The organism is Nocardioides sp. InS609-2, from assembly GCF_023208195.1.
Taxonomy (GTDB): Bacteria; Actinomycetota; Actinomycetes; order Propionibacteriales; family Nocardioidaceae; genus Nocardioides.
Window position 1 is genome coordinate 1,866,989 of sequence record NZ_CP060034.1, and the last position, 23,893, is coordinate 1,890,881.

Below are 23,893 nucleotides of genomic sequence, written 5' to 3' on the forward strand. Positions count from 1 at the left end.
GCACGCCAGCTACTGATCGATCCGGAGACGCGATTCAGTGGTCAAGTTGGTGTGGCACACCCCGGCGACCCGCCGGAGCAACCTGGATATCTTGACAGAGGTCCCGGCGTTAGGCCAAATCGGTTCCAGCCCGACCGGTTCAGCCGCCCTGTGCGAAGGCGAGCAGGCGCTCGCCACCGGCGATCAGCCGGCCCTCGTAGTCGGTCAGCAGCTCGTAGCCATGGCCATTCCCGCCGTCCAGGAACTCCGCCCCGGCACTTCGGGCCAGGGCCTTCCCCGCCGCGTACTCGGGCTGTCCGTCGGACCTGGCGAAGATCACCAGCCCCGGCGTCTTGATCTTCGGAGCGACGGTGAGCAGCTGGACGCCGGCCCAGCTCGACGGGCCGGACACGTCGACCCAGACGTCGGCCTCGGTGCCGCCGGCCATGGCGAGCACCGTCTCGCTGCCGCCCATGGAGGCGCCGACCAGTGCGGTCCGGGTCGCGCCGAGCTCCGCGGCCAGGCCGAGCCCGAGCTGAGCCGAGACCGCAGCGGTCGAGCCTTCGGGGCACTGGGCGTCGCCGTACCCGCACAGGTCGACGAGCACCGAGGTGACGCCCTGTTCGGCGGCGGCGGTGGCGAAGCGGCCCCAGCCGCACAGCGCGGAGCCGACCTGGTGCATCAGGACCAGGACGGTGTCGGAGGTCTGCTCCGGCCCGATCACGACGGCGGGCACGGTGGTCGCGTCGCCGTCGCCGAGCGCGAGTACGTCGCGGATCGGCACCTGCTCGGGCATCTCCGAGACGCAGCGCTCGCGGATGGAGTCCTCGGTGGGCGCGAACGCAGCCGGGTCACCGGTGTCGACGTTTTCCGCAGGTGTGTCGCGGGCGGTGTCGCCGGAGCAGGAGGAGACGACGAACACCAGGAGAAGCGTGAGGACGACCCCGAGCCTGCGCATGGAGGGAGGTTAGCCCGAGTCTGCGAGGATGGCCGCCGCAGGAGACCGGGCACGCGAGGCGGGGGTTGGGCATGTCGAGTCAGGGCGAGTTCCCGCCCCCGGGATCCGGCGCGGGTCCGTCGGAGCCCAACCAGCCGCTCTACCCAGCGCCCGGACAGGGCGCATGGCAGGGGCAGTGGCAGGGACAGGGCCCCGCGTCGTACGCGCCGCCACCTCCACCGCCCGGATGGCGGCCACCCGGTCAGGCGCCGTTGGGTGTGGCCCACAAGCCCGGCGCACTCCCCCTGCGGCCGCTGGGCCTGTCGGACATGTTCGACGCGACGTTCAAGATCATCCGCTTCAACCCGAAGGCGACCGTCGGCTCGGCCGTCCTCGTGGCCGCGATCTCGATGACGATCCCGGTGCTCATCACCGCCGCCCTCAGTCTCGGGCTCGATCTCTCGCTCGACGCGTCGTCGAGCGGTGCCGAGGTCAGCACGGCAGAGATCGCCGGCTTCGTCGGGGCGCTCGGCTCGTTGGTCCTCGGCAGTTTCCTCCAGTCGATCGGCCTGATCCTCGTCACCGGCATGATCGCCCGCGTGTGCGCGGCCGCCGCGATCGGCAAGCGGCTCGGCCTGGTCGAGGCGTGGGGCGAGACCCGCGGCCGCCGCTGGAAGCTGATCGGCCTCACTTTCCTGCTCGCGCTGATGCTGATCGTGGCGATCAGCGTGTACGCCGCCATGTGGGTGGCGGTCGCCCTGCTCTCCGAGAACGCGTGGCCGTTGGTCGTCTTCGGGCTGGTGAGCGTGCCGCTCTTCGTGGCGTTCATGCTCTGGTTCTGGATCCGCGTCTACTACCTGCCGGTGCCTGCGTTGATGCTCGAGGACGTCGGCATCCGCGGCGCGATCGGTCGCGGCTTCACGCTGACCCGCCACCAGTTCTGGCGCACGTTCGGCATCGCCCTGCTCACCCTCATCGTGGCGCAGATTGCCGGCGGCATGCTCTCCTTGCCCATCTCGTTCCTGGGCCAGGGGGCGCTCGCGGCCGGTGCGCCGACCGAGTCCGCGCTCTTCCTCCTCGTGCTGAGCCAGGCGGCGAGCTCCGTGGTGGCCGCGGCCTTCGTGTCGCCGTTCACCGCGACGATGACCTCGTTGCAGTACCTCGACCAGCGGATGCGCAAGGAGGCGTACGACGTCGAGCTGATGACGCGGGCGGGGATCCCCGTCTCGTGATCCGTGCTCTACTCGCCGCGCCGCTCGACCCCTCGCCCGACGAGGCCCGGTCGTGGCTGCGCCGCGAGCTGGTGAAGCCGGAGTACAACGACCAGGACTTCCTCAACCGGCTCATCTCCTGGCTCGAGCGCACCGTCACCAACGGTCTCGACGCCGCCTCCCGGGTGCCTCCGCTGTCGACGTTCGTGGCGATGCTCGTCCTGCTGCTGCTCGTGCTCGGCCTGGCCTGGCTGCTCAGCCGGGCCCGCCGCTCGCCGACCGGTGCGCCGGGGTCCGGCCCGCTGCTGACCGATGAGCGCATCAGCGCCGCCGAGCTGCGCGCCCGGGCCGAGGCGGCCCTGTCCGACGACCGCCCCGACGACGCCCTGGTCGACGGCTTCCGGGCGCTCGCCGTACGCCAGATCGAGCGGGGCCGGCTGCCCGAGACACCCGGCGCGACTGCGCACGAGGTGGCCCGCGACCTCGGGCTCGCCGTACCCGATGTGGCTGGGCGCATCGACGACGCCGCTGCCCTCTTCGACCTCGTCCTGTACGGCGGCCGGCCGGCCACGCGCGACCAGGCGATGTCGGTCCTGGCACTCGACGACGACCTGGTGGGCGCGCGATGACCCAGTCACGGTGGCAGCGGCACCGTTCGACGGTGCTCATCGCCGGCGGCCTCCTGGCAGCGCTGCTCGTGGTGCTGCTTCTCGGCACTCCCGGCAATCGCACCGACGCGCGGCTCGACCCCGACAACCCGGGCACCGACGGGGCTCGTGCGCTGGCCCGGGTGCTCGACGACCGGGGCATCGAGGTGAGCGTGGCGCGCACCGCCGACGACTTCGACGCGGCCGACGTCGACGCGGGCACGACCGTGCTCGTCACGTCGAGCGAGCAGCTCGGCGAGAGCACGACCCGTCGGCTGCTCGACCATGCCGCCCCCGGTCGGCTCGTCGTGGCCGAGCCCGGCATCCTCGCGGTCGAGGCGCTGGGGTTCGCCAACCTGCCGACGACCGTCTCGCCCGCAGGCTCCGTCGATGCCGGCTGCGACGAGCCGGCGCTGCGTGACCTCGAGATCAGCATCGACAGGGGGCTCGCGTTCAAGGGCACCGGCTGCTTCCCCACAGCCGACGGTCGACTGCTGGCCAGGCCCACCGACCGGGTCGCGTTGCTGGGCGCGGGCGACATGCTCACCAACGACCAGATCCTGCGGGCCGACAACGGCGCCGCGGCGGTGCGGCTGCTGGGCGAGCGGCCGCGGCTGGTCTGGTACGTCCCGACCTACGCCGACCTGGTCGGCGACGACGGGGTGAGCGTGCGCAGCCTCCTCCCCCGCTGGCTGATCCCGGCGCTGTGGCTCGTCGGGCTCACCGCCATCGCGCTGATGCTCTGGCGCGGGCGCCGGCTCGGTCCACTCGCCACCGAGCCGTTGCCGGTGGTGGTGAAGGCGGTCGAGACCACGCAGAGCCGGGGCAAGCTCTATCGCCGCGTCGGTGACCGGGCGCACGCCGCCACCGCGCTGCGCCGGGCCGCGCGCAGCTCTGCCGAGAGCACGCTGCGGCTGCCTCCCGGCGACCTCGCCGTGCTGGTTCCGGCCCTCGCCGCCCACACGGGCCGACGTCCCGACGACCTGGCCCGGCTGCTCGACGACTCCGCATCCGCGCCCGCCACCGACTCCGACCTGATTCACCTGGCCAGCGAGCTGGCCGCACTCGACAGAGAGGTACGTCGCACATGACAGAGACTTTGCAGGAAACCCCGGTCGACGACGCACGTGAGCGCTTGGCCGCCGTACGCGCCGAGGTGGGCAAGGTCGTAGTCGGCCAGGACGCCGCCGTGTCGGGCCTGCTCGTCGCCCTGCTCACCGGCGGCCACGTGCTGATGGAGGGCGTGCCGGGTGTGGCCAAGACACTGCTGGTGCGCGCCCTCGCGGCGTCGCTCGCGGTCGAGACGCGGCGCGTGCAGTTCACGCCCGACCTGATGCCCGGCGACATCACCGGGTCGATGGTGATCGAGGGCAGCCGGGGCGAGCTGGCGTTCCGCGAGGGGCCGCTCTTCACCAACCTGCTGCTCGCCGACGAGATCAACCGGACGCCGCCCAAGACGCAGTCGGCGCTGCTGGAGGCGATGGAGGAGGGCCAAGTGTCCGTCGACGGGGTGTCACGACCACTGCCCCGGCCATTTCTTGTCGCAGCGACTCAGAACCCGGTCGAGTACGAAGGCACCTACCCGCTGCCCGAGGCCCAGCTCGACCGCTTTCTCCTCAAGGTGGTGCTGCCCGTGCCACAACGTGCCGACGAGCTCGAGATCCTCACTCGGCACGCGGCCGGCTTCGACCCGCGCGGCCTGGCGGCTGCCGGCGTCACCGCAGTCGCTGGGCAGGCCGACATCGTCGCCGGACAAGCAGCCTGCCGCGGCGTACAGGTCTCGCCGGAGGTGGTCGGCTACATCGTCGACATCGCCCGGGCCACCCGCCAGTCGCCGTCGTTGTCGCTGGGCGTCTCCCCGCGTGGTGCGACCGCGCTGCTGCGCGCCGCACGGGCGTGGGCGTGGCTGACCGGCCGCGACTTCGTGACGCCCGACGACGTGAAAGCGCTCGCGCACGCCGCGCTCGTGCACCGGCTGGGGTTGCGCCCCGAGGCCGAGCTCGAGGGTGTCGACGTGAGTGCCGTGTTGTCGTCGGCGCTGGGTTCGGTGCCGGTTCCCCGATGAACCAGCACAGCTGATGGCCATCACCGGGCGCGTACCCCTGCTGCTCCTCCTGGGCCTGGCCCCGGTGGTGCTGCGCCCCGGCATGGGCACCGTGTGGCTGTGGCTGCTCGCCGTGATCCTGCTGGTGCTCGCCGACTGGGCACTCGCCCCGTCGCCGCGTGCGATGACGATGTCGCGGCGTCCGCCCGGCACGGTGCGGCAGGGCACGCCCGCCGTTTCCGAGCTCGCCCTGTCGACCGAGGGCGGGCGCACGATGCGGGCGACCGTGCGCGATGCCTGGCAACCCAGCGCCGGCGCCTCCGACAACCGGCACAAGGTGCGCGTGACGCGCGATGCCGGCACGCGGGTCAGCACACCCCTCCTTCCCGTACGACGCGGCGACCTGCGCGCTTCCGGCGTGACCGTTCGGTGCTTCGGACCGCTCGGGCTGGCCGCCCGCCAGGCGACACTCGACGTGCCCGGCACCGTGCGGTCGCTGCCGCCGTTCGACTCCCGCAAGCACCTGCCCTCGCGGCTGGCCCGGCTGCGCGACCTCGACGGCCGCTCGGCCGTCCGGGTGCGGGGGCAGGGCACGGAGTTCGACTCGCTGCGTGAGTACGTGCGCGGTGACGACGTGCGCTCGATCGACTGGCGCGCGTCGGCCCGCAACCGCACCGTGGTCGTGCGCACCTGGCAGCCCGAGCGCGACCGCCGGGTGGTGCTGGTGCTCGACACGTCCCGTACCTCCGCCGGCCGGGTGGACGACGTCCCGCGCATCGACTCCGCCATGGACGCCGCGCTGCTGCTGGCCGCGCTGGCCGCGCGTGCCGGCGACCGGATCGACTTCGTGGCCGGCGACCGGCAGATCCGGACCCGGCTGCGCTCAGCCGGCGCTCGCGACGTCGCGGCCACCCTCCAGGAGGCGATGGCCGACCTCGAGCCGGTGATCGCCGAGGCCGACTGGACCGCGCTCGCCGGGGCGGTCACGGCGATGGGTCGGCAGCGGGCGCTCGTCGTACTCCTCACTCCGTTGGAGCCGACCGCGATCGAGGAGGGCCTGCTGCCTGTGCTGCCGACTCTGATCCGCCACCACCGCGTCGTACTCGCGTCGGTGCAGGATCCCGCACTGTCGGCCATGGCGGCGCTGCACTCCGACGCCGCCGAGGTGTACGACGCGGCAGCAGCCCAGCAGGTGCTTGCCCAGCGCCGCCGCACCAGCGACCTGCTGCGCGCGCTCGGCGCCGACGTGGTCGACGCGCCGGCCGAGGCGCTGCCGCCCGCGCTGGCCGACCACTACCTCGCCCTGAAGGCGCGCGGGTTGCTCTAGCGCCTCCTGATCCCCAGCACCACGGAGTCGACCTGCGGCGGTGGACGGAACGCGTGCCGCGGCACGGGCATCCGGAGCTCGAGCCTCGGGCGCCGCGACCGCGGCTGCTGCTCGACGAGCCGCCTGGCCGCCCCGCGCTGCAGGACGAGATCGGCACCACGCAGCGCCTGGGCCCGCAACAGACAGCGCACCAGCTCCGAGGTCACCTGGTACGGCGGGCTGGCGACGACCCGGAAGGGCCGCGACGGGAACCGGAACGTGCGCAGGTCGCGCTCGACGACCGTGACGTCGGGGAACCGCCTGCGCAGCGCCGCGGCACGGCCAGGGTGCAGCTCGACCGCGACGACCCGGGCGCCGCTGGCGACCAGGGGGCCGGTCAGGGCACCGGTGCCGGCGCCCAGGTCGAGCACCAGGTCAGCAGGCCCGACCAGGGACTGCGCCACGATGCGCGCGGCCCAGTCGTCACGAAGCGGGTGCCACCCCCACGCCCGCCTGAAGCGTGCGCCGGACACGACGAACCATCACGAAGTAGGTGGTCATGCCCGGCACCCTAGGCAGATCGGTGGCGAAGGGGCGACGGGTTTTCAGGCCTGCGTTGCCACCCGGTCCTCGAGCAGGGCAGCGTCGACGTCGCCCGTGACCCCACGGTGGTACGCCGCCCGGCCGAGGCCGAAGACATAGGCGAAGAACACCACCTCGGCCAGGATGCCGATGCCGATGCGGGCCCAGGTGGGCAGGCCCGACGGTGTCACGAAGGCCTCGATGACGCCGCTGACCAGCAGCACGGCGACCAGCCCGAGGGCGACGGTGCCGGAGGTGCGGCCCTCACGCGCGAGCGACTCGGAGCGGGTCAGCGACCCGGGCTCGACCCACGACCAGAACAGCCGCAAGCCCACGCCTCCCGCGACGAACACGGCCGTCAGCTCGAGCAGTCCGTGCGGGAGGATCAGGCCCCAGAAGTGCCCGGCATGACCCTGCCTGGTCATGATCGACCCGATGATCGCCAGGTTGGCGATGTTCTGGAACAGCAGGTAGACGACCGGCGCCCCGAGAGCACCCAGCGCGATGCAGAGCGCCGAGACCCAGGCGTTGTTGATCCACACCTGGGCGGCGAAGTGCGACGCGGCGTACTGGCTGTAGTAGCTCTCGAAGTCCTCGTTGACGAGCTGGTCGATCTGGTCGGGCGTCATCAGGCTCTGCTCGACGTCGGGGTGTCCGAGCAGCCACCACATCATCACCGCGACCGCGGCGACGTTGGCGGCGAAGGTGCTGATCCACCACCAGCGCAGGCGATACAGCGCGGCCGGGAAGCGCTCGGTGAAGAAGCCGGTGACTCCGCGCCAGGTCGTCGAGCGGGTGCCGGCCGACTTGTTGCGGGCCCGCGACAGCAGCGCGGAGAGGTAGGCGACGAGCTGGGCGTCGGGCGCCGACGTACGCACGACGGAGAGGTGGGTGGCCACGCGCTGGTAGTGGTCGACGAGCTCGTCGCTCTCGGGCCCGGACAGCCGCCGGGTGCCGGTCAGCTGCTCGAGCCGGCGCCACTCGTGGTGGTGTGCCATCACGTAGGCGTCGAGGTCCACAGCCTCACCCTATGCTGGCCCGCGATGGCCGACCCCGATCACGCCGCGTACGCCGCTCTGACCACCGACGACCTCGTCACCGGCGAGGCCGTCGCGCTCGACCTGCCCGCGGCCAGCCTCGGCTCGCGGATGGTGTCGGGCCTGATCGACGTCATCGTCACCGTCATCCTGCTCGTCATCTTCATCTTCACCTTCACCCTGGCCGCCCTGCAGACCGACGGCGCCCTGCTCCAGGTCGCCTTCATCAGCACCATGGTGACGGTGTTCATCGTGGTGCCGACGACCGTCGAGACGCTCAGCCGCGGCAGGTCGCTCGGCAAGCTGGTGATGGGGCTGCGCACTGTGCGCGACGACGCCGGCCCGATCTCGTTCCAGCACGCGTTCGTGCGGTCGCTCATCGGCTTCGTCGAGATCTACGCGTTCTCCGGCGCCCCGGCGTTCTTCTCGGCCCTGCTGAGCTCGCGCGGCAAGCGCCTGGGTGACTTCGCCGCCGGCACCTACGTCGTCCGCGACCGGGTGCGCCTGAGCCTGCCCCAGCCGGTCGGGATGCCGCCCGAGCTGAGGCGCTGGGCGCAGACCGCCGACATCGCCTCGCTGCCGCCCCGGCTGGCCCTCGGCATCCGGCAGTTCCTCTCGCGGGTCGCGCAGATCGACCCCGCGACGCGGCTCCGACTGGGCACCCAGCTGGCGACCGAGACGAGTCGGTACGTCGCCCCGGCGCCGCCGCCGAACACCCCACCGGAGGTCTACCTGGCCGCCGTGATCGCCACCCGCCGCGAACGCGACACCGCCCGCCTTGCTCGCGAGGAGTCCCTGCGTCGCCGGCTGACCCGGAGCCGCTGACCGTGCGCCCCGCCGACGACGTGCTCGTGCACCTGCGCCGCGCCCGCGACCACGCCGACCGCAACTTCGCCGAGCCGCTCGACCTCGAGCAGCTGGCCGCGGTTGCCGCGATCAGCAAGTGGCACTTCCACCGCCTCTTCACCGCGACGTACGGCCTGACGCCGGCGGCGTACCTCTCCGAACGTCGCGTCGAGCGTGCCCAGGACCTGCTGCGTGCCACCAACCTCACTGTCACGGAGGTCTGCCACGCGGTCGGGTTCTCGAGCCTCGGCTCGTTCAGCAGCCGCTTCAGCGAGGTCGTCGGCGAGAGCCCCAGCGACTTCCAGCGGCGCTACGCCGACGGCGCTCCACGAATCCCCGGCTGCTACGTCTTCATGTGGGGGCTGGTCGAACGCAGGACCGCAAGCGGGGAGAAGCCGCAAGGCGACGAAGACCCCTAGCGTGACGGCATGATCACCAACATCTCCCTTGTCAGCGTCTGGGTCCGTGACATCGACGAGTCCCTCGCCTTCTACACCGACGTCCTGGGCTTCGAGGCCCGCGACGACATCACCCTCGGCGAGGACTTCCGGTGGTGCACCGTCGGGCACCCCAGCCAGCCCGAGCTCCAGGTGCACCTGACCACGCCGAGCAAGCCGCTCTCCGGCGACCTCATCGGCGCCATGCAGCGTGCCCAGGCCGAGGGCGGCCTGCCCGGCATCGGTCTGTACGTCGACGACTGCCACGCCGCGCACGCCGAGCTGGTCGCCAAGGGCGTCGAGTTCATCCAGCCTCCCGAGGAGCGTCCGTACGGCGTCGAGGCACTGATGCGCGACAACTCCGGCAACTGGATGGTGCTGGTCGAGCCGCGCGATTACTCGCCCGAGGACATCTCGCGCTCCGACTTCGAGTGATCGGCGCGCGGGATCAGCAGGCACAGGGCGGCGGCGCCGAGGCACAGCCCGCCTGCCGTCATCCAGGCGCCGAAGTAGTCGCCGTTCGCCTCCCTGATCCATCCCGCGTACGACGCGGCAACACCCGCGCCGACCATGTGGGACGCAAACACCCACCCGAACACCACGCCGGCGCGCACCTCACCGAAGTGCTGCCGGCACAGCGCGACCGTCGGCGGCACCGTCGCCACCCAGTCGAGTCCGTAGAAGAGGATGAACACGAACAGGCTCGGGTGCACGGTGTCGGCGAGCAGCCACGGCACCACCAGCAGCGACAGCCCGCGGAGGAAGTAGTAGACGAACAGCAGGTAGCGGCTGTCGACCCGGTCGGTCAGCCAGCCGCTCGCGATCGTGCCGATGATGTCGAAGACGCCGATCAGGGCCAGCAGGCTCGCGCTCGTCGTGGCCGGCATCCCGTGGTCGTGGGCGGCCGGGATGAAGTGGGTGCCGATCAGCCCGTTGGTCGACCACCCGCAGATCCAGAAGGTGATGAAGAGGATCCAGAAGACGCGTGACCGGGCGCTGTCCCGCAGCGTCGTGATCGCGATCCGGGCGGCGCTCTGCGTCACGACCGGCGCGGGCGGCGGGGTCCAGCCCTCCGGTGCGCCGTACGGCGTGGTGCCGACGTCGCTCGGACGGTCGCGCATGATCCACCACACCAGCGGCACCAGCGCGAGCGCGAACATTGCCACCAGACCGGCCGCCCAGCGCCAGCCGGGGCCGTCGGCGAGCCGGGCGATGGCGGGCAGGAAGACCAGCTGGCCGGTCGAGCTGGCCGCCGAGAAGACACCGATCACGACCCCGCGGTGCTGGTCGAACCAGCGGGTGGCCACGATCGCGCCGAAGACGAGGGCCAGTGAGCCGGTGCCGATGCCGACCGCGAAGCCCCACAGCAGCCACAGCTGCCAGGCGCTGGTCATGACCAGCGTGAGCCCCGAGCCGACGGAGACGAGGGTGAGCGCGACGGCGACCACGCGGCGTACGCCGAAGCGCTCCATCAGCGCAGCGGCAAACGGCGCCGTGAGGCCGTAGATGATCAGGTTGAGGCTGACCGCGCCGCTCGTGGTCGACCGTGACCAGCCGAAGTCCTGCTCCAGTGGCTCGAGCAGCGCTCCGGTCGAGGACCGGAACCCGGCGGCAGCGACCAGCGCCGCCATCGTGACGCCGGCGACCCACCACGCGCGGTGGACCTGCCGGGTCGGAATCTGCTCGGCGGTCGTGGTCACCCACGAACTCTAGGGCGTGCCGGTGACCCGGCAGCGCGTGTGAACATGCCATCAATGATCGATCCGCTGCCACTGTGGGACATCGATGATCCGAGCTCCTCGGAGGCCAGGTTCCGCGACGCAGCTGCCGCCGCTGGTGGCGACGAGGCCGCCCAGTGGCCACCCAGGTGGCCCGCGCGCTCGGCCTTCAGGAGCAGTACGACGCGGGGCACGCGGTCCTCGATGGCTTGGCCGACGGCTCCCGCGCCGTGGGAGTTCGGGTCGCGATCGAACGGGGTCGGCTGCTCCGCACGGCGGGTGACGTCGAGGCGGCACGACCGCGCTCGCAGCGTTCGCCCTCGCCGCGACGCCGGCGCGCAGGCACTCGAGGTCGGCGCGCTGCACATGGTGGCACTGGCCGCTCCAGCGACGAGCAGGTGGCACGCAATCGAGGCGCTGGCCCGTCCGCGGGCCGCGACCGACCCGGTCGGCGTACCGTTGGAGGGTGCTCCTTGGCATCCTGACGGTGCTGGCCTGCACCGCGATGTTCGTCGCGGTGCTCTCGGTCGTGTTCTACGGCGACGCGATCGTCCGGGTCATGGTCCGCCTCGGGCGGGCGCTGCGCATCGTGGCGCCCCCGCCGCCGACCGCGGCCGGCCCACCGATCGGCATACTGTCGGCCGACCTGCGCCGCCTCCGGATGGCGACGCTGCATCCCACGCCCGGACAGCCGCAGGTACGTCGCGTCGCCACCCTCGCGGCGTACGACGACGCACTCGGCGACGCGTGCGCCGCACTCGGGCTGCCAGACACCCTCTCGGCCCTGCCGCCCGGGCCCGACCGGGAGGCCGAGCGGCTGCGCGTCGAGTGGCTGCTGCACGAGCAGGGTCTCGACGTCGCCTGACCCCGACCGCTGGGTGAGCGCCAATGGGTCGATGACGCGCCGTATGCGCTTGAGCTTCCGGATGGCTCCTCCGTGCCAAGATCGACCACTTCGCTCCCGTCCACGAGAGTTCGTACGAAAGCGGGGACCTGGTGAAGGCCAACCACTATGACAGTTTCGCCGAGAGCTACTCAACCGATAACGAGTCCAACCTCATCAACGGCCACTACGAGCGGCCGGCGATGATTGAGCTTGCCGGGGACGTCGACGGTCACCGAGTCCTCGATGCTGGGTGTGGCTCTGGGCCCCTGTCCGCAGCGCTACGCGCGAAAGGTGCCATCGTGACCGGCTTCGACGCCAGCTCGGCGATGGTCGAGCTGGCGCGGCAGAGGCTGGGTGAGAATGCAGCGCTGCACGTGGCCGACCTCAGCCAGCCACTCCCATTCGCCGATGGTGCGTTCGATGACGTCGTGGCATCGCTCGTTCTGCACTACCTGCCGGACTGGACGGCACCCCTGGCTGAGCTGCGGCGCGTTCTGAAGCCAGGAGGCCGTCTCATTCTGTCGGTGAACCACCCCATCGTCTACAAGGTGACCGAGCCGAGCGCCGACTACTTCAGCCTCACGCAGCACTCGCAGGAGCACACCTTCAATGGCCAGAGCGCGGTGCTGACGTACTGGCATCGCCCGTTGCACGCCATGACGGACGCGTTCACCGAGGCGGGCTTCCGCATCTCGGTCATCAGTGAACCGCCCGCCTCCCCCGACGCGCCGCGCGAGCTCTTCCCGCCCCACCTCGCCGACCGGACAGCGTTCTTGTGCTTCATCTTCTTCGTCCTCGAAGCAAGCTGAATGGGACACCCAGTCAGCGCCGTCGGTAGGCCAGATCGGTGATGTCGCGGCCGACCTCGGTGCCCTTGCGCTCGAACTTGGTCACGGGACGCTCGGCCCAACGCTCCACCACCCCGCCGGACAGCGCCGGCTCGGCGTCGAGCACGGCGCGCATCTGGTCGGCGTACTCAGCCCAGTCGGTGGCCAGCCGCCACTCCGCACCCGGCGCGAGCCGCGAGGCGGCCACGGCGGCGAAGTCGCGGTCGACCAGGCGCCGCTTGTGGTGCTTCGTCTTGGGCCACGGGTCGGGGAAGAACGTCCACAGCGCAGCCAGGCCGCCCTCGGGCACCATGTGCTCGAGCATCCAGACGGCGTCCACCGAGCAGAACCGCACGTTCGTCGCTCCAGCCGCCGCGACCTCGGCCAGGCTGGCCGCGATGCCCGGCGTCCACACCTCCAGGGCCAGGACGTCGTGGTCGGGGCGGGCAGCGGCGAGCACCCCGGTCGCCTCGCCGACGCCGGGCCCGATCTCCACGATCAGCGGCGCCTCGCGGCCGAACCAGCTGGCGAGTGAGAAGTCTGGCTCGTCGACCGCCTCGTCGGGGATCACCCAGCCCTCGGAGTGCGCGTCCCACGCCTCCTGCTGGCTGGGCGTGAACCGGCTGCCGCGCCGCGAGTAGGACAGCACCTCCCGCATCCGTCGCCCGTCGGGGGTGAGTTTCTGGTGCGGGCGGGCCGGGCGGACGTGCGTCATGCGGCAATTGTCCCATCGGCATCGCGTCTACCGTGAACCCGTGGCAACGTGACGCTCCCCGACGGCCGGGTGGCCCGGGCTGTGGCTTGGGGAGTCGACGCAGGCCCATGCGGACAGCAACGACGCGGCCCTGGCCACGGCACCACCCGCCTCGCCACGCCGGCGGCGTACTGGCTCGACGTACTCACGACCCTCGCTGCGCACGCCGGTCCGCGGAAATGACCAAGAGGCCCCGTTCCCTTGCGGGAACGAGGCCTCCTGGCGATGAAGTGTGTTGCTAGATCACTTGGTGATCTTGGTGACGCGGCCAGCGCCGACGGTTCGGCCACCCTCGCGGATGGCGAAGCGCAGGCCTTCGTCCATGGCGATCGGCTGGATCAGCTCGACCGACATTTCGGTGTTGTCGCCGGGCATGACCATCTCGGTGCCCTCGGGGAGGGTCACGACGCCGGTCACGTCCGTGGTGCGGAAGTAGAACTGCGGGCGGTAGTTGTTGAAGAACGGCGTGTGACGGCCACCCTCCTCCTTCGAGAGGATGTAGACGCTCGCCTCGAAGTTGGTGTGCGGGGTGGTCGTGCCGGGCTTGATGACAACCATGCCGCGCTCGACGTCTTCGCGCTTGGTGCCGCGAAGCAGCAGTCCGACGTTCTCGCCGGCCTGGCCCTCGTCGAGCAGCTTGCGGAACATCTCGACCGCGGTGACCGTGGTCTTCTGCGAGCCCTCGCGGATGCCGATGATCTCGACCTCCTCGTTGACCTTCACGATGCCACGCTCGATGCGGCCGGTGATGACCGTGCCGCGACCCGTGATGGTGAAGACGTCCTCGACGGGCATGAGGAACGGCTTGTCCATCTCACGCGCGGGGGTCGGGATATAGTCGTCGACCGCCTGCATCAGCTCGGCCACGGACTCGCCCCACTTGGCGTCGCCGGCCAGCGCCGGAGCGGCGGCCACGCGGACGACGGGGATTTCGTCGCCGTCGAACTCGTACTCGGTGAGGAGCTCGCGCACCTCCATCTCGACGAGCTCGATGAGCTCTTCGTCGTCGACCATGTCGCACTTGTTGAGCGCCACGACCAGGGCGGGAACGCCGACCTGGCGGGCGAGCAGCACGTGCTCGCGCGTCTGCGGCATCGGGCCGTCGGTGGCGGCAACCACGAGGATCGCGCCGTCCATCTGCGCGGCACCGGTGATCATGTTCTTGATGTAGTCCGCGTGACCCGGGCAGTCGACGTGCGCGTAGTGCCGCACCTCGGTCTGGTACTCGACGTGCGCGATGGAGATGGTGATGCCGCGCTGACGCTCTTCGGGCGCCTTGTCGATCTGGTCGAAGGCCGAGGCCTCGTTCAGGGTCGGGTACTTGTCGTGCAGCACCTTGGTGATCGCCGCGGTCAGCGTCGTCTTCCCGTGGTCGATGTGACCGATGGTGCCGATGTTGACGTGCGGCTTGGTCCGCTCGAACTTCGCCTTAGCCACTGGGGCTCCTCCTGGTTTGGGTTGTTACTTGAATCGTGGGTGATGGACGGTGCAACTGCCGAGGATCCGGGGCGACTACTCGCCGCGGACCTTCTTGATGATCTCGTCGGCGATGTTCGTGGGAACCTCGGCGTACGAGTCGAACTCCATCGAGTACGACGCCTGGCCGGAGGTCTTGGACCTCAGGTCGCCAACGTACCCGAACATCTCAGAGAGCGGCACGAGGGCGTCGATGACCATGTCACCGTGGCGCTCCTCCTGGTTCTGGATCTGGCCGCGACGGCTGTTGATATCGCCGATGACCGTGCCCAGGAAGGTCTCCGGGGTGGTCACCTCGACGGCGAACATCGGCTCGAGGAGGACCGGCTTCGCCATTCGAGCAGCCTCCTTGAACGCCTGGTTGCCGGCGATCTTGAACGCGAGCTCGGACGAGTCGACGTCGTGGTAGGCGCCGTCCTCGAGGGAGAACTTCACGTCGACCATGGGGTATCCGGCGAGCACGCCGAACTCCAAGGCGTCCTGGCCACCCTGGTCGACCGAAGGGATGTACTCCTTCGGGATGCGACCACCGCTGACGTTGTTGACGAACTCGTAGCCAGCGCCGGTGCCGGTCTCGGGGTCGATGTTGGGACCGAGCGAGATGACGACCTTGGCGAACTGGCCGGAGCCACCCGTCTGCTTCTTGTGGGTGTAGCTGTGCTTGGTGACCTCCTTGCGGAGCGTCTCCCGGTAGGCCACCTGCGGCTTGCCGACGGTGGCCTCGACGCGGAACTCACGCTTCATCCGGTCGACGAGGATCTCGAGGTGGAGCTCGCCCATGCCGGCGATGATCGTCTGGCCGGTCTCTTCGTCGGCCTTGACCGTGAAGGTCGGGTCCTCGTCGGAGAGGCGCTGGATCGCAGTGCCCAGCTTCTCCTGGTCACTCTTGGTCTTGGGCTCGATCGCGACCTCGATCACCGGGGCCGGGAACGTCATCGACTCGAGGATCACCGGGTGCTGCGGGTCGGACAGGGTGTGTCCGGTCTTGGTGTCCTTGAGGCCCATGACGGCCACGATCTGGCCGGCGCCGACCGACGCGATCTCCTCACGCTTGTTGGCGTGCATCTGGTAGACCTTGCCGATCCGCTCCTTGCGGCCGTTGACCGAGTTGACCACGGTCGCGCCGGCCGCGAGCTTGCCGGAGTAGACGCGCACGTAGATCAGCTTGCCGAGGTGCGGGTCGGTGGCGATCTTGTAGGCCAGACCCGAGAACGGCTCGTCGTCGGACGGGAGGCGCTTGATCTCCTCGTTCTCGTCCTTGACCGAGTGACCGACGATCGCGTCGATGTCGAGCGGCGACGGGAGGTACTTGACGACGGCGTCGAGCAGGGGCTGCACGCCCTTGTTCTTGAACGCGGTGCCACAGAGCACGGGGTTGATCTTGTCGGCGAGGGTGGCGCGACGGATCGCGGCCTCCAGCTCCTCGACGCCGAAGTCGCCCTCTTCGAGGTACTTCTCCATGATGACGTCGTCGGCCTCGGCGAGCGTCTCGAGCAGCTTGATGCGGTATTCGGCGGCCTGCTCGGCCAGGTCGGCCGGGATCTCCTCGATGGCGTAGTCCTCGCCCATCGTGGTCTCGCCGCGCCAGACCAGCGCCCGCATGCCGACCAGGTCGACGACACCGATGAAGTCGCCCTCGGCGCCGATCGGGAGCTGCAGGACCAGCGGGGTGGAGTTGAGGCGGTCAACCATCATGTCGACGCAGTTGAAGAAGTCGGCACCGGTGCGGTCCAGCTTGTTCACGAAGCACATCCGCGGGACGGAGTACTTGTTGGCCTGGCGCCACACGGTCATCGTCTGCGGCTCGACACCGGCAACACCGTCGAAGACCGCGACCGCGCCGTCGAGGACGCGCAGCGAGCGCTCGACCTCGGCGGTGAAGTCGACGTGCCCGGGGGTGTCGATGATGTTGATCTGGTGGTCCTTCCACCAGCAGGTCGTCGCGGCGGACGTGATCGTGATGCCGCGCTCCTGCTCCTGCTCCATCCAGTCCATGACGGCAGCACCGTCGTGCACCTCACCGATCTTGTAGGAGATACCGGTGTAGAAGAGGATGCGCTCGGTGGTGGTGGTCTTGCCGGCGTCGATGTGCGCCATGATGCCGATGTTGCGAACCTTGTTCAGGTCGGTCGTGATGTCGACAGCCACAGGTCAGTCTCAGTCCCTCGAAGTAGTGGGGGCGGTGGGAGGAGTACGCCGCGCGTGCGGCGTACTCCACTCGTCACCAGCGGTAGTGGGCGAAAGCCTTGTTGGACTCGGCCATCTTGTGCGTGTCCTCGCGCTTCTTCACAGCGGCACCGAGGCCGTTGCTCGCGTCGAGGATCTCGTTCATGAGGCGCTCGGCCATGGTCTTCTCGCGGCGGTCGGCGGCGTAGCCGACGAGCCAGCGCAGGGCCAGGGTCGTGCTGCGGTTGGGCTTGACCTCGATCGGGACCTGGTAGGTCGCGCCGCCGACACGGCGGGACTTGACCTCGATGGACGGCTTCACGTTGTCGAGACCACGCTTGAGCGTGACGACCGGGTCGGTGCCGGTCTTCTCGCGGCAGCCCTCGAGCGCGGTGTAGACGATGCGCTGAGCAACCTGCTTCTTGCCGTCCTGGAGGACCTTGCTGACGAGCTGCGTGACGATCTGTGACCCGTAAACGGGGTCGACGTCGATCGGACGCTTCGGTGCGGGACCCTTGCGCGGCATATCAGCTCTTCTCCTTCTTGGCGCCGTAGCGGCTGCGAGCCTGCTTACGGTTCTTGACGCCCTGGGTGTCGAGGGTGCCGCGGATGATCTTGTAGCGGACACCGGGAAGGTCCTTCACCCGGCCGCCGCGGACGAGCACGATCGAGTGCTCCTGGAGGTTGTGGCCCACGCCCGGGATGTACGCCGTGACCTCGACGCCGCTCGACAGGCGCACGCGGGCGACCTTGCGGAGAGCGGAGTTCGGCTTCTTCGGGGTGGTGGTGTAGACGCGGGTACAGACACCGCGTCGCTGGGGCGAACCCTTGAGGGCAGGCGTCTTGCTCTTGGACACCTTGTCCTGACGGCCCTTGCGGACCAACTGCTGAATGGTGGGCACCTGGTGGTTCCCTTTCAATGTGCTGTCACGGCCCGGCACGGTGCCGGACGCGGTCATGTTGCGAGTGTTTCGATGTGCCATGTGAGCGGCGGCTACTGAGGGCACGCCGGAAATGTCTGGTCACCCAGACACGAGGATCGAGATTACCCGTCGCGCATGAGGGGGTCAAAACGCCGGACGCGGGCTCAGGCGGTCTGCTGCAGCTGCTCCTCCACCGGGGCGATCACGGCGGTTCCGCGCAGCGCCTCGATGATGGTCTGGTGGGACGTCCGCAGGAAGACCACGAAGGCCAGACCGACGCCGACGATGACCATGACGCCGCCCACGATCAGGCACCAGCGGGCGCCGTACGTCTCGCCGATCCAGCCGATCACGGGCGAGCCCAGCGGGGTGCCGCCCATGACGATAGTCATGTAGAGAGCCATCACCCGGCCGCGGATCATCGGGTCTGACTCGAGCTGCATGGTGGCGTTGGCAGAGTTGAGCAGGGTGATCGTGCACAGTCCGATGAGCGGGGCGAAGAGCGCGAAGCTGAGGTACGACGGCAGCAGGCCTGCCACGATCTCCGCGAGGCCGAAGCCGAGGGCCGCCAGCACGAGCAGCCGCATCCGGATGCGGACCCGGCGGGCCGCGAGCAGGGCTCCGGCCAGCGAGCCGACCGCCATCGCCGAGCCGAGGACGCCGAACTCCCCCGCGCCCTTGTCGAACACCTCGGTCGCCATCAGGGCGGAGGTGATCTGGAAGTTCATGCCGAACGTGCCGGCGAAGAACACCATCACCAAGATCATCATCATCTTGGGCTGGCTGCGAATGTAGGCCACCCCCTCGCGGAGCATCCCCTTGCTGGTCCCGGTGCGGCGGGCCGGGGTGTTGAGCTCGGCAGTGTCCATGCGTTCGAGCTGGTAGATCACTGCGAGGTAGGACACCGCGTTGATCAGGATCACCCAGCCGGAGGCGACCATGCCGTCGCCCAGCGCGCCGATCATCAGGCCGGCGAGACCCGGGCCCATGATGCGCGCGGTGTTGAAGCTGGCGGAGTTGAGGCCGACCGCGTTGGTGAGGTCCTCGGGGCCGACCATCTCGGAGACGAACGACTGCCTGGCCGGGGCGTCGAACGCCGACCCGATGCCGAAGGCCAGGGCGAGCGCGTAGACGTGCCACGTCTGAGCGGCACCGAAGACGGCGACGAGGCCCAGCGCCAGGGAGGCCAGGGCCATTGTCGCCTGGGTCACCTGGAGCAGCCGCCGCTTGGAGAAGCGGTCGGCAACGACGCCGGCGTACGGCGAGAGCACCAGGACAGGCAGGAACTGCAGCCCGGTCGTGATGCCGAGCTCCGTGCCAGCGTTGCCGGCGATCGAGAGCACCAGCCAGTCCTGCGCGACACGCATCATCCAGGTGCCGGTGTTCGACACGATGCTGCCGGCCAGGTAGAGCCGGTAGTTGTGGTTGCGGAGCGAGCGGAATGTGGGACTCATCTGGTCGCGGTCAGTCTTCCTGCGCGAGTCGCTGGAGAATGGGAGCCGCCACGCGCAGGGCGGCTCGTTCGTCGGGGGTGAGGGCGGCCAGCTTCAGGGCCAGCCACGCGTCTCGTCGGTCGCGGTCGGCCAGCACGGTCGCCCGACCGGAGGTGGTCAGCTCGACCACGACCTGACGGCCGTCGAGCTCGTGCGGACGTCGTACGACGTAGCCCGCGGCCTCGAGGGCCGTGACCGTGCGTGTCATCGACGGCGGCTGCACCTTCTCGGCGCCCGCGAGCGCGCCGATCGGCAGGTCGCCGTTGCGGTAGAGGCAGCCGAGGACGGCCATCTGGCCGAGGCTGAGCTCGTTGTCGGGGTGGCGTTCGTTGGCCAGCCGGCGACGCAGGCGCATCACCGAGTTGCGGAGCTCGGCAGCGAGTCCCGCGTTGGTGCGGGCAACCTTCTCGACCGTTGGCATGATACTTAGCCTAACTCATTACCTGTGCTAAGTATTCCTGCTTGGGTAGTCCAGTCACTTCTTGTCGTTGTGGTGCTGCTTCAGCGACACGAGGTGACTGGACTACCCCGCGGTGCGGCTCAGCTGAGCCAGGCGCTGAGCGGCGAGATCGCGAAGTAGACGACGAACATCGCGGCCACCACCCACATCAGCGGGTGCACGACCGAGGCCTTGCGGCGGACGACCTTGATCAGCACGAAGGCCAGGAAGCCGGCGCCGATGCCGGCTGAGATCGAGTAGGTGAACGGCATCAGCACGATCGTGAGGAACGCCGGGATCGCGATCTCGAGGTCGTCCCAGTCGATGCCCTTGACCTGCTGCATCATCAGGAAGCCAACGAGCACCAGCGCCGGCACGGCCGCCTCGTTGGGGATCACCTGCACCAGCGGCGCGAAGAGTGTCGCCAGGAGGAACAGCAGGCCGGTGACGACCGATGCGAGTCCGGTGCGGGCGCCCTCGCCGACGCCGGAGGCAGACTCGATGTACGACGTATTGCTCGAGACGCTGGCCGCGCCACCCGCGACGGCGGCGATCGAGTCGACGACCAGGATCCGGCGGATGTTGGGCGGGTTGCCCTCCTCGTCGAGCAGGCCGGCCTCGGCGCCGATGGCCGTCATCGTGCCCATCGTGTCGAAGAAGTCGGCGAGCAACAGGGTGAAGATGAACAGGCAGACCGTGACCACGCCGGCGTTCTCCCACGAGCCCAGCAGGTTGAAGTTGCCGAGCAGCTGGAAGTCGGGCAGGTCGACGACCGAGTCGGGGATGGCGGGGACGTTGAGGTTCCAGCCCTTGGGGTTGACGCCTGCGTCGCTGACGGACGGGCCGACGTCGGCGATCTTCTCGACGATGATCGCCAACACGGTCGACACGACGATCGAGATGAGGATCGCGCCCTTGACGCGGGCGACGTACAGGCCGATCACGAGGACGAGACCGACCACGAAGACGAGCACCGGCCAGCCGGAGAGCTGACCACCGATGCCCATCTCGACCGGGACGGGGCCGACGCCGGTGCGGCGTACGAAACCGGCGTCGACGAGCCCGATCAGGGCGATGAACAGGCCGATGCCGACGGAGATGGCCGTCTTGAGCTGGGCGGGTACGGCCTGGAAGACGGCCTCGCGGAAGCCGGTGAGCACCAGCACCAGGATGATCAGGCCCTCCAGCACGACCAGACCCATCGCGTCGGCCCACGTCATCTGGCTGGCGATGGAGAACGTGACGAACGCGTTGAGCCCGAGCCCGGTCGCCAGGGCGAGCGGGTAGTTCGCCACGACACCCATCAGGATCGTGACCACGCCGGCCACCAGCGCGGTCGCTGCGCTGATCGCCGCGAAGTCGCCGTCGGCGAGCAGGTCACCGTTCATGTCCTTGCCGGCCAGCAGGATAATCGGGTTGAGCACGATGATGTAGGCCATCGTGAGGAAGGTGACGAGGCCGCCGCGCAACTCCCGGCCGACGGTGGAGCCGCGATCGGAGATGTGGAAGAAGCGGTCGACGCCGCGGGACGAGGTGGTCGCTGCCTGGGTCACTGCCGCATCTTGACAGAGCCGGCGTTCTTCCGCACCCGCCGCGTGTACGCCGAGCGGCGGAGGTTGCTAGCGTGCGAGGCGTGGAACTGCGCGACGACCAGCCGAAGCAGCACGAGATCGGCAACCGGACCTACATCGTGGCCGATGTGGCGCCCCTCGACGTCGACGGCGTGCGCACCCTCGAGGTGGGGACGGCGCTGTGGCTCCTCGGCTTCCTCGCGCTGCTGCCGTTCTACGGCAGGCTCAGCGACGACGGCCACGTGTGGTGGCTGTGGACCTGCATGGCCGGCTTCGGGCTTGGCCTGTTCGGGCTGGAGTACTGCCGCCGGCGGCGCAAGGCGCGCGCCGAGCTGCACGCCTCCGAAGGCTAGAACGTCTCGAAGTCGTCGATGCTGAGACTGTCGAAGGCGTGCTCGGGCGGCGGGGCCGGCTGGTTCTTGCGGCTCAGCTTGACCTCGGAGTGCGCACCGCAGCCGTGGTCGAACGAAACGACCCGGCCGTCGTCGTTGGCGTTGCCGTTGGCGCAGACGCCGAACATCTCCGACAGCGGGCCGGCGATCCGGACCAGGAAGCCGCACGAGGTGCAGGTGGCCGGTGCCGACTTGGCGAGCGGGGCCTCGGGGCCGCTGTCGCCGTCGTACCACCGCTGGGCGGCCACGTCGCGGCCCTCGACCGAGAGCGTGCGGACCCGGCCGAGGCCGAGGTCGGCGGCGACCTGCTTGACCTGGGCGGTGTCGCCGGCGTCGAGAGAGTCGTCGCCGAAGAGGTAGGTCGGGACCAGGCGCGCGTCCTCGTCCTCGACGGGCAGCAGGTCGCCCGGGGAGAGGTCACCGGGCTGGAGGCGCTCGCTGTAGGGCAGCCAACTGGGGGCCACGATGGAGTCGGCGCCTGGGAGCAGCACGATCTCGTTGACCGTGACGTCCTTCTGACGCGGGGCGCGGGCGAGGGTGACGGCCCAGCGCCAGCCGAGGTAGCCGGGGCGAGTGCACTCGAAGAAGTGGGTGACGACCTTCTCGGCCTCGATCTCGACCTCATGGCCGAGGTGCTCCCCGATGTCGTCCGCGGGGGCCTGCTCCAGCAGCACCGAGCGCGCGGTGTCGTGGGCCTTCACCAAGGTGGCGTCGGGCTTGGTGGCGGCGGCGAGTGGGGTCACCGGCCCATCATGGCAAATGCCGTGTGGCGCTGTCTCCCCGGGCTGCACCACCGGGCAGGATGATCAAGTGACGACGAACGAACCTGTGCCCCCGCGACCGGGTGCTGAGCGCGCCAAGGCCGCCAGCCGGGTGGTCGGGCGTGGTCTCGCGGGACTCGCCCGCGTGACCGGTCGCGGCGTCGCTGGAACCGCCCGGGTGACCGGCCGCGCCGGCCGGTTCTCGGCGACCCAGGCCCGCAAGGCCGCCCGCGCCGAGGGCGCCGGCGACTCCGGACTCTCCCGACTCATCGAGCTGCACGCCTTCAACGCCGCGGGTGACGCGGCGGTCGCGATCTCGCTTGCCGGCACGCTCTTCTTCCAGGTCCCGACCGGCGAGGCACGCGGCCAGGTAGCCCTCTTCCTCGGTCTCACGATGCTTCCGTTCGCGATCGTGGCACCGCTGATCGGACCGTTCCTCGACAAGTTCAGCCACGGCCGGCGCTGGGCCATCGGCTCGACCATGGCGATCCGCGGCTTCCTCTGCTGGGTGCTGGGGACGGCGGTGGTCACCAACTCCGCGTGGTTGTTCCCGGCGGCGCTCGGAGTCCTCGTCGCTTCCAAGGCGTACGGCGTGACCCGTGCTGCCGCCGTGCCACGACTCATCCCGGCGGGCCTCACGCTCGTCAAGGCCAACGCCCGCGTCTCGCTTGCCGGTGTCGTCGGGGCGGCGATCTCGGCACCGCTGGCAGCCGGGGCGTCGTACTTCGGTCCCGAGTGGTCGCTGCGCTACGCCTTCGCGGTCTTCGTGGTCGCCACCATCCTGGCGATCCGGCTGCCCGAAAGGGTCGACTCGAGCCAGGGTGAGGGCACGCTCGTGCTGATGCCGAGCCCGGCCGACGCACAGGCCACGGCGCCGACCTCGACCAGACGCCAGCGGGTGCACATCCCGGCGGCGGTGGCGTTCGCGCTACGGGCCAACGCCGGGCCACGCTGGCTGTCGGGCTTCCTGACGATGTTCATGGCGTTCCTGCTGCGCGAGAACCCGATCGACGGCTGGAAACCGGAGTACCTGCTCGGCATCGTCATCGGCGCCGCCGGCCTCGGCAACACCCTCGGCATCGCCGCCGCCTCGATGACCCGGCGCATCAACCCGGCCGTCACGGTCGTCGTCGCGCTGCTCGCCGACGCCGCTCTCGCGCTCGTGGCGGCGATGTTCTACGGCGTGCTCGCGCTGGCCCTGCTCGGCCTCACCGCCGGCCTCGCACAGTCACTGGCGAAGCTGTCGCTCGACTCCACGATCCAGCGCGACGTGCCTGGGCGCATCCAGTCCAGCGCGTTCGCGCTCTCCGACACGACTCTCCAGCTGGCCTGGGTGATCGGCGGCTTCGTGGGCATCGCGATGCCGCTGATGCCCCGGTTGGGGCTGGGCTTCGCGGCCGCGGCGCTGGCGGCCTGGGCTGCGTTCGTGTTGATTTCGCGGCGGCGTACGACGCTCTGAGC

26 protein-coding genes are annotated in these 23,893 nt (G+C 70.0%); 13 read left to right on the forward strand and 13 right to left on the reverse strand.

Going from position 1 to position 23,893, the window contains the following annotated elements; genetic code table 11:
- Positions 1 to 139: 139 nt before the first annotated feature.
- Entirely contained in the window at positions 140 to 937 is a 798-nt protein-coding gene (locus H4Q84_RS09790) for a hypothetical protein (RefSeq protein WP_248583198.1), read from the reverse strand.
- A 71-nt stretch (positions 938 to 1,008) separates the two neighbouring features.
- Here H4Q84_RS09790 and H4Q84_RS09795 point away from each other — a divergent pair, with 71 nt between their 5' ends.
- The 5 genes from H4Q84_RS09795 to H4Q84_RS09815 are packed head-to-tail and all read left to right on the forward strand — an operon-like array spanning position 1,009 to position 6,145.
- On the forward strand, positions 1,009 to 2,148 hold the full coding sequence (locus tag H4Q84_RS09795) for a hypothetical protein (RefSeq protein ID WP_248583199.1): 1,140 nt from the start codon (positions 1,009 to 1,011) through the stop codon (positions 2,146 to 2,148).
- Complete coding sequence (locus tag H4Q84_RS09800) at positions 2,145 to 2,756, forward strand: DUF4129 domain-containing protein (protein ID WP_248583200.1); 612 nt, start codon at positions 2,145 to 2,147, stop codon at positions 2,754 to 2,756. The genes H4Q84_RS09795 and H4Q84_RS09800 overlap by 4 nt, the downstream gene beginning before the upstream one ends.
- Complete coding sequence (locus H4Q84_RS09805; RefSeq protein ID WP_248583201.1) at positions 2,753 to 3,865, forward strand: DUF4350 domain-containing protein; 1,113 nt, start codon at positions 2,753 to 2,755, stop codon at positions 3,863 to 3,865. The genes H4Q84_RS09800 and H4Q84_RS09805 overlap by 4 nt, the downstream gene beginning before the upstream one ends.
- On the forward strand, positions 3,862 to 4,839 hold the full coding sequence (locus H4Q84_RS09810) for a MoxR family ATPase (RefSeq protein WP_248583202.1): 978 nt from the start codon (positions 3,862 to 3,864) through the stop codon (positions 4,837 to 4,839). Before H4Q84_RS09805 ends, H4Q84_RS09810 begins: the two co-directional genes overlap by 4 nt.
- Before the next feature lie 13 nt (positions 4,840 to 4,852).
- The gene (locus H4Q84_RS09815) at positions 4,853 to 6,145 is read left to right on the forward strand and encodes a DUF58 domain-containing protein (protein ID WP_248583203.1); all 1,293 of its coding nucleotides are present in this window, start codon (positions 4,853 to 4,855) and stop codon (positions 6,143 to 6,145) included.
- On the opposite strand, the gene H4Q84_RS09820 is transcribed toward H4Q84_RS09815, so the two are convergent.
- Entirely contained in the window at positions 6,142 to 6,657 is a 516-nt protein-coding gene (locus H4Q84_RS09820; protein WP_248583204.1) for an rRNA adenine N-6-methyltransferase family protein, read from the reverse strand. The genes H4Q84_RS09815 and H4Q84_RS09820 overlap by 4 nt on opposite strands.
- 72 nt (positions 6,658 to 6,729) lie before the next feature.
- Positions 6,730 to 7,725, reverse strand: a complete 996-nt coding sequence (locus tag H4Q84_RS09825) for a stage II sporulation protein M (protein WP_248583205.1) — start codon at positions 7,723 to 7,725, stop codon at positions 6,730 to 6,732.
- Positions 7,726 to 7,749: 24 nt separating this feature from the next.
- On the opposite strand from H4Q84_RS09825, the gene H4Q84_RS09830 reads away from it, so the two are divergent.
- The 3 genes from H4Q84_RS09830 to H4Q84_RS09840 are packed head-to-tail and all read left to right on the forward strand — an operon-like array spanning position 7,750 to position 9,461.
- The gene (locus tag H4Q84_RS09830; RefSeq protein ID WP_248583206.1) at positions 7,750 to 8,568 is read left to right on the forward strand and encodes an RDD family protein; all 819 of its coding nucleotides are present in this window, start codon (positions 7,750 to 7,752) and stop codon (positions 8,566 to 8,568) included.
- A gap of 2 nt (positions 8,569 to 8,570) precedes the next feature.
- Positions 8,571 to 9,008: an AraC family transcriptional regulator gene (locus tag H4Q84_RS09835; protein WP_248583207.1), complete on the forward strand. Its 438-nt coding sequence runs from the start codon at positions 8,571 to 8,573 to the stop codon at positions 9,006 to 9,008.
- Positions 9,009 to 9,017: 9 nt separating this feature from the next.
- Positions 9,018 to 9,461: a VOC family protein gene (locus H4Q84_RS09840; protein WP_248583208.1), complete on the forward strand. Its 444-nt coding sequence runs from the start codon at positions 9,018 to 9,020 to the stop codon at positions 9,459 to 9,461.
- On the opposite strand, the gene H4Q84_RS09845 is transcribed toward H4Q84_RS09840, so the two are convergent.
- On the reverse strand, positions 9,422 to 10,726 hold the full coding sequence (locus tag H4Q84_RS09845; RefSeq protein WP_248583209.1) for an MFS transporter: 1,305 nt from the start codon (positions 10,724 to 10,726) through the stop codon (positions 9,422 to 9,424). The two genes, H4Q84_RS09840 and H4Q84_RS09845, sit on opposite strands and share 40 nt — an antisense overlap.
- Positions 10,727 to 11,210: 484 nt before the next feature.
- Here H4Q84_RS09845 and H4Q84_RS09850 point away from each other — a divergent pair, with 484 nt between their 5' ends.
- Positions 11,211 to 11,609: a hypothetical protein gene (locus H4Q84_RS09850; protein ID WP_248583210.1), complete on the forward strand. Its 399-nt coding sequence runs from the start codon at positions 11,211 to 11,213 to the stop codon at positions 11,607 to 11,609.
- Between the two features lie 131 nt (positions 11,610 to 11,740).
- Positions 11,741 to 12,439 carry a class I SAM-dependent methyltransferase gene (locus H4Q84_RS09855; protein WP_248583211.1) on the forward strand — a complete coding sequence of 233 codons (699 nt, stop codon included), beginning with the start codon at positions 11,741 to 11,743 and terminating at the stop codon, positions 12,437 to 12,439.
- Positions 12,440 to 12,452: 13 nt separating this feature from the next.
- On the opposite strand, the gene trmB is transcribed toward H4Q84_RS09855, so the two are convergent.
- Positions 12,453 to 13,172 carry a tRNA (guanosine(46)-N7)-methyltransferase TrmB gene (gene trmB, locus H4Q84_RS09860; protein ID WP_248583212.1) on the reverse strand — a complete coding sequence of 240 codons (720 nt, stop codon included), beginning with the start codon at positions 13,170 to 13,172 and terminating at the stop codon, positions 12,453 to 12,455.
- Between the two features lie 48 nt (positions 13,173 to 13,220).
- Here trmB and H4Q84_RS09865 point away from each other — a divergent pair, with 48 nt between their 5' ends.
- Entirely contained in the window at positions 13,221 to 13,394 is a 174-nt protein-coding gene (locus H4Q84_RS09865; protein WP_248583213.1) for a hypothetical protein, read from the forward strand.
- Between the two features lie 60 nt (positions 13,395 to 13,454).
- Here the strand turns inward: H4Q84_RS09865 and tuf are convergent, their stop codons facing one another.
- From tuf to H4Q84_RS09900, 7 genes are all read right to left on the reverse strand, one after another.
- The gene (tuf, locus tag H4Q84_RS09870; protein ID WP_248583214.1) at positions 13,455 to 14,648 is read right to left on the reverse strand and encodes an elongation factor Tu; all 1,194 of its coding nucleotides are present in this window, start codon (positions 14,646 to 14,648) and stop codon (positions 13,455 to 13,457) included.
- A gap of 75 nt (positions 14,649 to 14,723) precedes the next feature.
- Complete coding sequence (fusA, locus tag H4Q84_RS09875; RefSeq protein WP_282580328.1) at positions 14,724 to 16,835, reverse strand: elongation factor G; 2,112 nt, start codon at positions 16,833 to 16,835, stop codon at positions 14,724 to 14,726.
- Positions 16,836 to 16,908: 73 nt separating this feature from the next.
- Positions 16,909 to 17,379 (reverse strand): 30S ribosomal protein S7, encoded by a 471-nt coding sequence (gene rpsG / locus H4Q84_RS09880; RefSeq protein WP_248583215.1) that lies wholly within the window; start codon positions 17,377 to 17,379, stop codon positions 16,909 to 16,911.
- 1 nt (position 17,380) lies between these two features.
- Positions 17,381 to 17,755 (reverse strand): 30S ribosomal protein S12, encoded by a 375-nt coding sequence (gene rpsL, locus H4Q84_RS09885; protein ID WP_101526259.1) that lies wholly within the window; start codon positions 17,753 to 17,755, stop codon positions 17,381 to 17,383.
- Between the two features lie 185 nt (positions 17,756 to 17,940).
- Positions 17,941 to 19,230 (reverse strand): MFS transporter, encoded by a 1,290-nt coding sequence (locus H4Q84_RS09890; RefSeq protein WP_248583216.1) that lies wholly within the window; start codon positions 19,228 to 19,230, stop codon positions 17,941 to 17,943.
- A 10-nt stretch (positions 19,231 to 19,240) separates the two neighbouring features.
- Entirely contained in the window at positions 19,241 to 19,690 is a 450-nt protein-coding gene (locus H4Q84_RS09895) for a MarR family transcriptional regulator (RefSeq protein ID WP_248583217.1), read from the reverse strand.
- Between the two features lie 119 nt (positions 19,691 to 19,809).
- Entirely contained in the window at positions 19,810 to 21,261 is a 1,452-nt protein-coding gene (locus tag H4Q84_RS09900) for an NCS2 family permease (RefSeq protein ID WP_248583218.1), read from the reverse strand.
- A gap of 80 nt (positions 21,262 to 21,341) precedes the next feature.
- Here H4Q84_RS09900 and H4Q84_RS09905 point away from each other — a divergent pair, with 80 nt between their 5' ends.
- Positions 21,342 to 21,632: a DUF2530 domain-containing protein gene (locus H4Q84_RS09905; protein ID WP_248583219.1), complete on the forward strand. Its 291-nt coding sequence runs from the start codon at positions 21,342 to 21,344 to the stop codon at positions 21,630 to 21,632.
- Here the strand turns inward: H4Q84_RS09905 and H4Q84_RS09910 are convergent.
- Entirely contained in the window at positions 21,629 to 22,414 is a 786-nt protein-coding gene (locus H4Q84_RS09910) for a DUF3027 domain-containing protein (RefSeq protein WP_248583220.1), read from the reverse strand. The two genes, H4Q84_RS09905 and H4Q84_RS09910, sit on opposite strands and share 4 nt — an antisense overlap.
- 67 nt (positions 22,415 to 22,481) lie before the next feature.
- Between H4Q84_RS09910 and H4Q84_RS09915 the strand changes: the two genes are divergently transcribed.
- Complete coding sequence (locus tag H4Q84_RS09915; protein ID WP_248583221.1) at positions 22,482 to 23,891, forward strand: MFS transporter; 1,410 nt, start codon at positions 22,482 to 22,484, stop codon at positions 23,889 to 23,891.
- The last annotated feature ends 2 nt before the right edge of the window (positions 23,892 to 23,893 follow it).

Excerpts from the sequence above, each read along its gene's own strand:
- H4Q84_RS09895 (WP_248583217.1), bottom strand. The coding sequence starts at position 19,690 with ATGCCAACGGTCGAGAAGGTTGCCCGCACCAACGCGGGACTCGCTGCC.
- H4Q84_RS09810 (WP_248583202.1), top strand. The coding sequence starts at position 3,862 with ATGACAGAGACTTTGCAGGAAACCCCGGTCGACGACGCACGTGAGCGC.
- H4Q84_RS09890 (WP_248583216.1), bottom strand. The coding sequence starts at position 19,230 with ATGAGTCCCACATTCCGCTCGCTCCGCAACCACAACTACCGGCTCTAC.
- H4Q84_RS09840 (WP_248583208.1), top strand. The coding sequence starts at position 9,018 with ATGATCACCAACATCTCCCTTGTCAGCGTCTGGGTCCGTGACATCGAC.
- H4Q84_RS09790 (WP_248583198.1), bottom strand. The coding sequence starts at position 937 with ATGCGCAGGCTCGGGGTCGTCCTCACGCTTCTCCTGGTGTTCGTCGTC.
- H4Q84_RS09830 (WP_248583206.1), top strand. The coding sequence starts at position 7,750 with ATGGCCGACCCCGATCACGCCGCGTACGCCGCTCTGACCACCGACGAC.
- rpsG (WP_248583215.1), bottom strand. The coding sequence starts at position 17,379 with ATGCCGCGCAAGGGTCCCGCACCGAAGCGTCCGATCGACGTCGACCCC.
- trmB (WP_248583212.1), bottom strand. The coding sequence starts at position 13,172 with ATGACGCACGTCCGCCCGGCCCGCCCGCACCAGAAACTCACCCCCGAC.
- H4Q84_RS09795 (WP_248583199.1), top strand. The coding sequence starts at position 1,009 with ATGTCGAGTCAGGGCGAGTTCCCGCCCCCGGGATCCGGCGCGGGTCCG.
- H4Q84_RS09805 (WP_248583201.1), top strand. The coding sequence starts at position 2,753 with ATGACCCAGTCACGGTGGCAGCGGCACCGTTCGACGGTGCTCATCGCC.
- H4Q84_RS09815 (WP_248583203.1), top strand. The coding sequence starts at position 4,853 with ATGGCCATCACCGGGCGCGTACCCCTGCTGCTCCTCCTGGGCCTGGCC.